This window comes from Ruegeria sp. AE4 (assembly GCF_056542185.1).
The window spans coordinates 111,123-122,216 of record NZ_JBQFZK010000011.1; the positions used below are offsets into that span (position 1 = coordinate 111,123).

Genomic DNA, 11,094 nt, shown 5'->3' on the forward strand with positions numbered 1-11,094 from the left:
ATCATCCCAAGGGGGGATCGCCGTGTTTTCAAGATATAAAAAACAGCCAGCAGCGCAGCCCGTCAAAGCGGCAGCGCAGCCGGTCGAAACGGCGGCACCTGCCGCACAAGCTGCCCCCAGCCCCGCTGCAACGGCCGTCGTACGCAAACCTCAGAAAAAAACGGCCGAGGTTGCCGGGGCAGATCGTGATCGAAAACGCAAAGAGCGGCTGAGTGAGATCAAGATCGAACTTCACCGCGAGTTGCTGGAGAACCTGAACCTGGCAGCTTTGGAAACTGCCGCCGAAGCGGAGCTACGAGCCGAAATCAGCGCAATCGCCAGCGAAGTTCTGGAAACCAGGAACATCGTTCTGAATCGCGACGACCGATCGCAGCTGAACAAAGAACTTTATGACGAAGTAACAGGCCTTGGCCCGCTTGAGACGCTTCTGCAGGACGATACGGTCAACGATATTCTGGTCAACGGACCGCATCAGATTTTCGTCGAACGTGCCGGTAAGCTGGAAATCAGCGACATCACCTTCAAGGATGAAAAGCACCTGATGCGGATCATCGATAAGATCGTGTCCGCGGTAGGCCGTCGTGTCGATGAATCCAACCCCTATGTTGACGCCCGACTGGCCGATGGATCGCGATTCAACGCCATGGTGCCCCCTATCGCGGTTGATGGGTCTCTGGTTTCGATTCGTAAATTCAAAAAAGACAAGCTGGGTATCGATGATCTGGTCAATTTTGGTGCGTTCACCGAGGAAATGGCTGCCTATTTGCAAGCTGCCGTGTCGACCCGACTGAACGTTATCGTGTCGGGCGGTACCGGTTCCGGTAAAACGACTACGCTCAACGCTCTGTCCAGCTTTATCGACGATGCCGAACGCATCCTGACCATCGAGGATACAGCGGAACTTCAGCTGCAACAGACGCATGTGGGCCGGATGGAAAGCCGACCGCCCAACGTGGAAGGCAAAGGTGAGGTCAGTCCGCGCGACTGTCTGAAGAACGCCTTGCGTATGCGACCTGACCGCATCATCGTCGGCGAGACACGCGGCGCCGAGGTGATCGATATGTTGCAGGCCATGAACACTGGCCACGACGGTTCGATGACCACGATCCACGCGAACTCGGCCCGGGATGGGATTTCACGTCTGGAAAACATGATCGCGATGGCCGGCATCGAAATGCCCATTAAGGCCGTCCGCAGCCAGATCGCAAGCGCTGTGAACCTGATCGTTCAGGCCAGCCGATTGCAGGACGGTTCGCGCCGCATGACCTCGATCACCGAGATTACCGGTATGGAAGGTGACGTGATTTCAATGCAAGAAATCTTTCGTTTTCAACGTGTTGGCCTGACACCTGACAACAAGATCATCGGTCACTTTACGGCAACTGGTGTGCGCAGCCACTATTCGGAACGCTTCCGTCTGTGGGGGTTTGATCTGCCCGCATCCATCTACGACCCAACCACAATGTAGGAGAACCGGGTATGCAATTGCCTATGGAGGCGATCATCTATGTCGCCATCTTTGTGGGGGTTCTTGCCCTGGTCGAGGGCATCTATCTGGTTGCGTTCGGCAAATCCATCAGCCTGAACAGCCGGGTCAACCGGCGTCTGGACATGCTGGAAAAGGGTGCCGGGCGCGAACAGGTTCTGGAGCAGCTGCGCAAGGAAATGCAGCAGCACATGAAATCACAGAGCATTCCTCTGTATTCGCTGCTTGCTGACAAGGCTCAAAAAGCCGCGATTGCGTTTTCACCCCGTCAGCTGATCATGATCATGGCTCTGGTCTCGGCCATGGCATTTGTCGGTCTGAGCATTGGTACCGCGACGGATACGGCGCTGCGCATCGCGATTTCAATCGCCATCGGTATTGGCGGTGTTTACGCGTGGGTAAACCACAAGGCCAAGAAACGTATGGGCATGATCGAAGAGCAACTGCCTGACGCGGTTGAGCTGATGGTGCGTTCGCTTCGTGTGGGTAATCCTTTCGTTTCGACAATTCAGGTTGTTTCCAACGAAGTTCAGGATCCGCTGGGAACCGAGTTTGGTATTATCGCGGATGAATGCGCCTATGGACGCGATGTGGGCGAGGCGCTCAAAGATATGGCCGAACGTCTGGACATGCAGGATCTTCGGTTCCTCGCGGTTGCTGTGGGTATTCAGCAGCAGTCCGGTGGTAACCTGGCTGAAATTCTGGCTGGATTGGCACAGGTGATCCGCGCGCGGTTCCGCCTGTTCCGGCGCGTCAAGGCGATCACGGCCGAAGCCCAATGGTCAGGTAAGTTCCTGTCTGGCTTCCCAATTGCGTGTCTGATTTTCATCCTGGTCAAGGATCCGGGGTATTATGACGAAGTGTTGGATCACCCCTGGTTCATCCCTGCGTGTTTCGTTGTCGGCATTTTGCTGACACTGAACCTGATCGTCATGAAGATCATCACCAACATCAAGGTCTGAGGGCAGCACAATGGAATTTCTGACCAACATCAATGACCTGCTGACCCAACACCTGGGTGAGTTCGGCCCCCTGATCGTAGTGGGTGTACTTGGCCTGATCATGGTTCTTGTCGCTGTCTCACTGATCATGAGCCAGCCGGAAGATCCTCTGAAAAAGCTTCAGCGGTCGAATGCGGCGCCCCGGGCGACGAAAAAAAGCAAGAAAGAGCAACTGCGTAACTCCAGCCGCAATGAGCAGCTTGAGAAATTCGCGACTTTCCTGGAACCGAAAAACGAAGAAGAGTATTCGGCGGTTGAGCTGAAGCTGCGTCAGGCGGGATACCGGTCAAAAGATGCGGTCCGGTTCTTTCACTTTGCGCAGTTTTCGCTGGGTATCATTGGTATCGTTGTCGGTGTTCTGCTGATTACGGTCCTGTCAAACGGTCAGGAGTTCACCGGCCAGCAGATGATGATCCGGGTATTCGTGCCAGCCGCAATCGGTTATTTCGCGCCGAAATACTGGATCACGCGCCGGGTCGAAGCACGCAAAGAGGCGATTACCGCAGGCTTTCCAGATACGCTTGACCTGATGCTGGTCTGTGTTGAGGCCGGACAATCACTGGACCAGGCCATCGTGCGCGTGTCCGGTGAAATGAAATCCTCCTACCCAGATATTGCTCAGGAATTCGAAACCGTCGCACACGAGATGAAAGCCGGTAAGGACAAAGACACTGTTTTGCGCGATTTCGGAGTGCGCTGCGGCGTACAGGACGTGAACTCATTCGTCACCGTGATGATCCAGTCGGCGACTTTCGGTACATCCATTGCCGAGGCATTGCGGGTTTACGCCTCAGAGATGCGTGACAAACGCGTGATGCGCGCCGAAGAGGCTGCGAACAAGTTGCCTACCAAGATGACTCTTGTCACAATGATGCTGACAGTTCCGCCACTGCTGATCATTCTGGTCGGTCCGTCGGCGAATGTCATTTCGACTTTCGGGCGCGCAGGATGATAAAACCCTATGACAGCTGAATTCTGGTGCTTCCCTTCCGGGTTTCGCCGAATACTTAAGGCCACCGTGGTTTGCACCATGGTGGCTTCTTGCACAGAAGGCCTGTCACCGAACGGCCTGGATGCGCCGGGAGTTGATCCCAGGGGACAGGCAGAAGACAATATCGAGGTCGGAAACCGGCTGATGGCTGCCGGTGAATACGAACTGGCGCTTGATACCTTTACCCGCGCCGCGCTGGACCAGGGTATGACGACACAGGTCCTGACCTCTCTGGGTACGGCCAATCTTGGGTTGCGGCGTTTAGGGCAGGCTGAGAAATTGCTGCGCCGCGCCGTGGAAGGCGATCCGGATTGGCCTGTTGCATGGAATAATCTGGGTGTTCTACTGATGGAGAAACAGGAGTACCCCGAAGCGGCGCAGGTCTTTCAACGGGCTTACGCGCTGGACAATGGCGAAAGTGACGCAATCCGCGACAATCTGCGCTTAGCACTCGCAAAAATGGAAAATCCTGTTAATAATATCCCGCAAGAACAACAAGAATTTACACTGGAGCAGCTTGGCGACGGGCAATTCGCGCTACGCAAAATCCAGTAATCGAGGCAAGAGCAGTAAAGGACGCAAAAAATGCGCCAGCAATTCTTGATTCCGGCTGTTATTATCAGCGGTCTGATCCTTTCGGCCTGTGCAAAGGAAACCGAAGAGGAAAAGGTGGAACGGACGTTTCAGGAAGTGAACGTCATTGACGAAACCAACCTGAACGATGTGTTGTTGAGTGCCGCCGACCCGAACGAGGCGGTGACCTATTTTCACGGCGCCACACTCAAAAACCCTGATCGCATCGATCTTCAGCGCGGGTTGGCAATATCCCTGGGACGCGCAAAACGCACCACCGAAGCGGCAGCAGCATGGAAGCGCGTGACGACAATGAAGGGTACGAACGCCGCAGACAAGGTCGAGTATGCCGATGCGCTGGTACGAAATGGCGACTGGTCTCAGGCCAAAACCGTTCTGGATTCGGTTCCTCCAACGTTCGAAACCTTCAAACGCTACCGTCTTGAGGCGGTGGTCGCGGATTCCCGGAAAGAGTGGAAGCGGGCTGATCATTTCTATGAAACGGCCGTTGGGCTGACCACCCGCCCGGGCAGCGTGATGAACAATTGGGGGTATTCGAAACTAACCCGTGGCCAGTATGCCGAGGCCGAACGCCTGTTTACCGACGCAGTCCGTCAGGACAGCTCTTTGTTCACTGCCAAGAACAATCTGGTGCTGGCCCGGTCAGCGCAGGGCAACTATAGCCTTCCTGTGGTGCCGATGACCCAGGTTGAACGGGCGCTACTGCTGAATACGATGGGTATTTCCGCAGTCAAACAAGGCGACGTGGAAACCGCGAAAAACCTGTTCCGCGAGGCTATTGCCACTCATCCGCAGCATTTCGATGAAGCGGTTCGCTCGCTTCGTGCGCTTGAAGAGGCCTGACACATGCAAATCCCCGCTGCGGCGGCGGCATGGTTCCTGCCCTTCGTGCTGCCGATCTGCTTTTACGTGGCCTTCACGGATATGCGCGAGATGCGGATCAAAAACCATGCAGTTGTTGCGCTGGCGTTGATTTTTGTCGTGGTCGGGCTGGTTGCCATCCCGCCCTGGTCCACCGGCGCGGTCAGCGGTCATCTGTTGCTGATCAATGTGTCGATGCCGATCTATTTCTGGCACCTTCTGCATATCCCCGTGGTGTTGATTTTCGGCATTCTTCTGAACGCGTCAGGGGCAATGGGCGCGGGCGACGCTAAGTTTCTTGCCGCGTCCGCGCCATTTGTCTGGCTTGGCGATCTAAAGCTGGTGCTGCTTATTCTGACCGCCTGTATTCTGGCCGCCGTGGTCACGCATCGTTTGGCTAAAATCACAAGGTTGCGCACCATTGCGCCACATTGGGAAAGTTGGGATCGGGGCAAACAGTTCCCCATGGGGTTCGCACTGGGTGGCTCGCTGGCCATGTATCTGATTCTGGGTACTGTTCTCGGTTCGTAAACTATCATCAGCGCGCCTTGCCCCTGCCTTTGTCCCGCCACAAAGCTGGGTCACTTTTCCTTCAAGCCGCCCTTATTCGGGCAGTTGGCGTTACAATTTGACGAACGAGCACCGCGCATGAATATGCAGACTTCCTCTGTTATGGCCCCCCCTGCCCCGAAGGGGTTAGGCGAAATGAAGCTTCCGCTGGTGATGATGCGGGACATCTTGCTGAAGACCATATTCCGCAAGAACACCAGCACCGTGTCAGAAGTTTCAGCAGCCATATGTCTGCCCGGCGCAGTCACGCAGGAACTGATCGATATCGCGCGCGAGCAAAAGCTGCTTGAGGCTACGGGGACGCTGAACGCCAACAGTGGCAACGAGATGGGATATCAGCTGACTGATGCCGGCAAGGCCCGCGCACTGGATGCCCTCAGCCAGTCCGAGTATTTCGGTGCGATGCCCGTCCCGCTGGACGTCTATCGCGAGCAGGTCAAGCGCCAGTCGATCCGCAACATTCAGGTCACGCGCGACCAGCTGACCAATGCGATGGGGCACCTGGTTCTGCCCGACAGCCTGCTGGATCATCTGGGCCCGGCGGTCAGCGCAGGCCGGTCGATCCTGATGTATGGACCGCCGGGCAACGGTAAGTCGTCCATCTCGAACGGCATTCGCGATGCGTTGGGGGACAATGTCTATGTCCCCTATGCCATCGAATATGCGGGTCAGGTGATCACGGTCTACGACCCGATCGTGCATACCGCGATCGAGCAGGAAGCCGACGACCCGAACAGCCTGCGCCGCCGCAAGCGGTTCGACTCACGCTATGTGCAGTGTGAACGCCCGACCGTGGTTACCGGCGGCGAACTGTCGCTTAGTATGCTGGACCTTGTCTACAACCCCACGGCAAGAACCTATCAGGCACCGCTACAGCTGAAATCCACGGGCGGCATCTTTATCGTGGACGACCTTGGCCGTCAGGCCGAACCGCCGCAGGCGCTGGTCAACCGCTGGATTGTTCCACTGGAAGAAAACAAGGATATCCTGGGCCTGCAATCGGGTGAGAAATTCGAAGTTCCTTTTGATACGCTGGTCATCTTCTCGACCAACTTCCACCCGAACGAGATCTTTGACCAGGCAGCCCTGCGCCGGATATTCTTTAAGATCAAGATCGACGGTCCGAATCAGGAGAACTTCCTGAAGATTTTCGCCATGGTTGCGCGTAAACGCGGGATGCCACTGGATGAGGCGGCGCTGGTGCATCTGCTGAAGGTCAAATACCCGACCATCAACAACATCTACGCCAACTATCAACCGATCTTTCTGATCGACCAGATGATCTCGATCTGCGAGTTCGAAGGCATCCCCTATCAGATGAGCCCCGAACTGATCGACCGGGCCTGGGCCAACATGTTCGTCAAAGACGAGAAAATCGTCAAATAACGCCGTGCCATTACCACTCCGGGGCGGGTAGTCTGCGTTCATGACGCAGATTCCCGCACGGATTGCCGCGTGGTTTTCCACCAAAGGCTGGTCCATCCACCCGCATCAGCAAGAGATGTTCGACCGCGCATGCAGCCCGGCGACACTGCTGATTGCGCCCACCGGTGGCGGCAAGACCATGGCCGGGTTTCTGCCGTCGCTGGCTGAACTTGCGGATGCTGATCACAATGGATTGCACACAATCTATGTCTCGCCGCTCAAGGCGCTGGCAGCGGATATCAAGCGTAACCTGCGCACCCCGGTGGATGAGATCGGTCTGCCTATTCGGATCGAGGATCGCACCGGCGATACCTCAGCCACGCAGAAGAAACGCCAACGGGCCGATCCGCCCCACATCCTGCTGACCACACCGGAAAGTCTGGCGTTGCTGACCTCGTACGAGGATGCGCCGCGTATGTTTGAAGGGGTGCAGCGGATCATCGTCGATGAAATCCACGCACTGGCTGAAAGCAAGCGCGGGGATCAGCTGATTCTGGCGCTGGCGCGTCTGCAACGCCTCAATCCCGATCTGCGCCGCGTCGGGTTGTCGGCGACGGTGGAAGATCCTGCTGCGGTTGCCCGCTTTCTGGCCCGCCACCCTGATCCCTGCCAGATTGTACAGGCCGACCCCGGCCCGGACCCGGATATCCGAATGCTGGAAACGTCACAGATGCCACCCTGGTCTGGTGGTGGCGCGGCTTATGCCATCCCAGCTGTGCTGGAGCAGATCAAGCATCACAAGACCACGTTGATCTTTCACAATACGCGCGCCCAGGCCGAGATATTCTTTCACAATCTTTGGCTGGCCAATGATGACGGTCTGCCCATCGGCATCCATCACGGCAGTCTGGACCGGCAGCAGCGCGAGCGGGTCGAGGCGGCAATGGTTCGAGGTGACTTGCGCGCGATCGTCTGCACCGGTTCGCTGGATCTGGGCATCGATTGGGGGGATGTCGATCTGGTGATCCAGATCGGCGCGCCCAAGAATGTCAAACGGCTGGTGCAAAGGATAGGACGGGCCAACCACCGCTATAACGCACCTTCCAAGGCGCTTTTGGTGCCTGCCAATCGCTTCGAAGTGGTCGAATGCGTCGCCGCGCTAGAGGCCGCCAAAGCCCATGAATTGGATGGGGAACCCCGCGGTCGCGGCTCGCGCGATGTTTTGTGCCAGCATATCCTGATTGCCGCCTGTGCCGGGCCGTTTAACGCAAATGATCTATATGCCGAGATGACATCCGCCGGGCCTTACGCTCAGCTGAAGCGGGCAGAGTTTGATGCCTGCCTGAATTTCTGCGCCACCGGCGGCTATGCTCTGCAAGCCTATGATCGCTGGCAAAGGTTGCAGCAGCGTACCGACGGGCAATGGCAGTTGCGCGACCCACGCGCCGCATCGCGCATTCGTATGAATCTAGGCACTATTCAGGACACGGATACGCTCAAAGTTCGTCTGAAACGTAACCGGGGCGGCAAACCTCTGGGTGAGGTTGAAGAAGCATTCGCTGCCTCGCTGACGCCCGGCGACACCTTCCTGATCGGCGGGCAAATCGTGCGGTATGAGGGACTGCGCGAGATGGTGGTCGAAGTCACGCGGCGCGCTGACCGAAAGCCAAAGATTGCGACCTTTTCGGGCACGAAATTCGCAACCTCCACGCAACTCAGCGACCGCATTCTGCGCATGTTTGCCCAAACTGACTGGCCACAGCTTCCCCCTCATACGGCTGAATGGCTGGATTTGCAGCGCCAGATGTCCCGCCTGCCCCAGCGTGATCGTCTGCTGATCGAAAGCTTTCCCAGCGATGGGCGTGAACATCTGTGCGTCTACGGATTCGCTGGTCGCAACGCGCAACAAACACTGGGCCTACTGCTGACCAAACGGATGGAGGAAACCGGACTGGCCCCGCTGGGATTTGTCGCCACGGACTATGCCACGCTGATCTGGGGTCTGGACGCGGTTACCGATCCCCGCCCATTGCTTCAGCCCGATGCGCTGCGCGACGGGCTTGACACCTGGCTGGCAGGCAACGCCGTTATGAAGCGCACGTTTCGTGCATCGGCCACCATTGCGGGTCTGATCGAACGCAACATGGCAGGGCAGCGCAAAAGCGGGCGGCAGGCTACGTTTTCGTCGGACATCCTGTATGACACCTTGCTGAAATACGATCCCGATCACCTACTGATGCAGATCACCCGCGAAGAAGCCATGCGCGGGCTTGTCGATTTCGGTCGGATCGAAACAATGCTGGCCCGAATTGGCGACAGAATTGATCTGGTGCGGCTCGAGCGTGTCTCGCCACTGTCAGCGCCACTGTTTCTGGAGGTTGGCAAAGTGCCAGTGAAAGGCCGTGCCGAAGAAAGGCTTCTGGCGGAGGAAAGCGCACGGCTGCTGCAAGCGGCGGGGTTGGATCAGCTTTGATCTGCTTGCGCCGGGCTCTGAAACAGGGCAAGAACGTATCATGAACAAACTTGAGTTTCCCTTTGCAGGTCAGCGCCTGTGTGCTTTGCCTTCCGGTGCGCTTTGGTGGCCACACGAGAACCTGCTGTGCGTGTCGGACCTGCATCTGGGCAAATCCGAGCGCGTGGCGCGGCGTGGTGGGCCTTCGCTTCCGCCTTATGACAGCCGCGAAACGCTGGACCGCCTCAAGGACGATCTGGGGCATACGAACGCCAAAACCGTTGTATGTCTGGGCGACAGCTTCGATGATCTTGAGGCTGCCCGGGCGCTGCCAAAATCAGAAATGCTAAGGATCGCGACCTTACAGTCCGGACGTCAGTGGATCTGGATTGAGGGGAACCACGATCCCGGTCCTATTGAGATGGGTGGAACCCATCTGTTCGAATGGCACCGTGGCCCGCTTGTTTTCCGTCATATCGCGCAGGATCCCGCGCGAGGAGAAGTTTCCGGCCATTACCATCCAAAAGTCCGGATCAGGGTCAAGGGACGTCATATTTCACGCCCCGCCTTTCTGCTGAACGATCATCGCCTGATACTTCCGGCATATGGCACCTTTACCGGGGGGCTGCGCAGTTCGGATCATGTGCTGTCGGCACTCATGGGATCGCAGGCGATGGCGATCCTCACAGGTCCGCATCCGCATATGATGCCAATGCCACAATAGGTTCAGATCAGGCCGTCCTGTTCCAGCATCGGCTTGTATTTCCGGCTGACCGGAACCAGATCGCCATTGACCAGTTTCAGAAAGGTTTTGCTGCCTTCTCTTTCGACACTTGCAATGGATGCGTCGGTGACCCAATGCGAACGGTGCGAACAATGACCCGGGACAGGCTCCATCTCGGCGATTGCATCTGTGAAACGCGACCGAAGCGTGAAGGTGCCTTCTGAGGTGACAACATCTACGTTGTGATCCCGAACAGTCAGGCGATAGATCTGCCCGTTGAACCTGGGCGGCAAGCGTTTGACAAGGCGTGGTTTTTCAGGATCAGACTCAGTACTTGCCGCAGCATTCAGATCGTTGCGCTGAACAAGCATCAAGCCAGTCGCGAACAAAGCGCCATAAACCACAACCCTTTCGGCGTCCGGTGCCATATATCCACCACAGGTGAAAAGAACCCAGGCCAACATCCAAAGTGAGGGCGTGAACAATGCCAGGGTCAAAGTAACAAACGCCAGGTCCCGCGCCGGAACATTCAGGAAAACGGGATTCTTCCGCATCAGCTTTCTGGCAAGCCCGGTCACCATCAAAGCAAGGACCATCACTCCGGCCCAGAATACAAGCCGCAATCCAAATGACAGGTCAGAATCATGGAAGGGTGGAAACGCATATGCAAGTAAAGGAAGAAAGACCAAACCCGCTACCACACGCTGCAGCGAAAATGCCTTCTGGATTATACTTATTTTAGACGTCATACCGCTTTTGTGCATGAATTAGCATAGCTCAACCCGAATGCGTCAGACACAACAGTGTCTTCACCTGTAACCAACTGGGATTACAGGGATATCACGATTTGTTCGGCTGTCAAACCCATTCAGGGCGCTTTGTCCATGCAGTCAGGGGGCAGTCAGGGAGCAATTTGGCTGGAACTTTACCTGCCAAAAAAGGGGGCCGGTCCGAAGGGTCCGCTCCGGCCCCCGTGTTTATCAGGCGGTCAGGCCTTCTGGTTCTGGGAGTTTGTTTGCGCGGCAGCAGGCGGTGAGGGTGTTGGCCAGC

General features: G+C 56.7%; 11 protein-coding genes. 10 read left to right on the forward strand and 1 reads right to left on the reverse strand.

The annotated features are described in order from the left end of the window. The first annotated feature begins 22 nt into the window (after positions 1-22). From ACR0EK_RS14275 to pdeM, 9 genes are all read left to right on the forward strand, one after another. The gene (locus ACR0EK_RS14275) at positions 23-1,468 is read left to right on the forward strand and encodes a TadA family conjugal transfer-associated ATPase (protein WP_267363024.1); all 1,446 of its coding nucleotides are present in this window, start codon (positions 23-25) and stop codon (positions 1,466-1,468) included. Between the two features lie 11 nt (positions 1,469-1,479). After that, positions 1,480-2,448 carry a type II secretion system F family protein gene (locus ACR0EK_RS14280; RefSeq protein ID WP_267363023.1) on the forward strand — a complete coding sequence of 323 codons (969 nt, stop codon included), beginning with the start codon at positions 1,480-1,482 and terminating at the stop codon, positions 2,446-2,448. A gap of 10 nt (positions 2,449-2,458) precedes the next feature. Then, positions 2,459-3,439: a type II secretion system F family protein gene (locus ACR0EK_RS14285; RefSeq protein WP_480604995.1), complete on the forward strand. Its 981-nt coding sequence runs from the start codon at positions 2,459-2,461 to the stop codon at positions 3,437-3,439. Positions 3,440-3,448: 9 nt separating this feature from the next. Then, the gene (locus tag ACR0EK_RS14290; RefSeq protein WP_480900306.1) at positions 3,449-4,033 is read left to right on the forward strand and encodes a tetratricopeptide repeat protein; all 585 of its coding nucleotides are present in this window, start codon (positions 3,449-3,451) and stop codon (positions 4,031-4,033) included. A gap of 30 nt (positions 4,034-4,063) precedes the next feature. Then, on the forward strand, positions 4,064-4,915 hold the full coding sequence (locus ACR0EK_RS14295) for a tetratricopeptide repeat protein (RefSeq protein ID WP_480773933.1): 852 nt from the start codon (positions 4,064-4,066) through the stop codon (positions 4,913-4,915). A 3-nt stretch (positions 4,916-4,918) separates the two neighbouring features. Beyond that, positions 4,919-5,464 (forward strand): prepilin peptidase, encoded by a 546-nt coding sequence (locus tag ACR0EK_RS14300; RefSeq protein WP_480473718.1) that lies wholly within the window; start codon positions 4,919-4,921, stop codon positions 5,462-5,464. A gap of 117 nt (positions 5,465-5,581) precedes the next feature. Continuing rightward, complete coding sequence (locus tag ACR0EK_RS14305; RefSeq protein WP_480900309.1) at positions 5,582-6,889, forward strand: ATPase; 1,308 nt, start codon at positions 5,582-5,584, stop codon at positions 6,887-6,889. Between the two features lie 40 nt (positions 6,890-6,929). After that, positions 6,930-9,341 carry a ligase-associated DNA damage response DEXH box helicase gene (locus ACR0EK_RS14310; RefSeq protein ID WP_480967885.1) on the forward strand — a complete coding sequence of 804 codons (2,412 nt, stop codon included), beginning with the start codon at positions 6,930-6,932 and terminating at the stop codon, positions 9,339-9,341. A gap of 40 nt (positions 9,342-9,381) precedes the next feature. Next, positions 9,382-10,044 carry a ligase-associated DNA damage response endonuclease PdeM gene (gene pdeM, locus ACR0EK_RS14315; protein WP_480967886.1) on the forward strand — a complete coding sequence of 221 codons (663 nt, stop codon included), beginning with the start codon at positions 9,382-9,384 and terminating at the stop codon, positions 10,042-10,044. Positions 10,045-10,046: 2 nt separating this feature from the next. Here the strand turns inward: pdeM and ACR0EK_RS14320 are convergent, their stop codons facing one another. Continuing rightward, entirely contained in the window at positions 10,047-10,598 is a 552-nt protein-coding gene (locus ACR0EK_RS14320; protein WP_480967887.1) for a LytTR family DNA-binding domain-containing protein, read from the reverse strand. 249 nt (positions 10,599-10,847) lie between these two features. On the opposite strand from ACR0EK_RS14320, the gene ACR0EK_RS14325 reads away from it, so the two are divergent. Further along, positions 10,848-11,094: hypothetical protein (locus tag ACR0EK_RS14325; protein ID WP_480967888.1), on the forward strand; the 247-nt coding region annotated here is incomplete at its 3' end.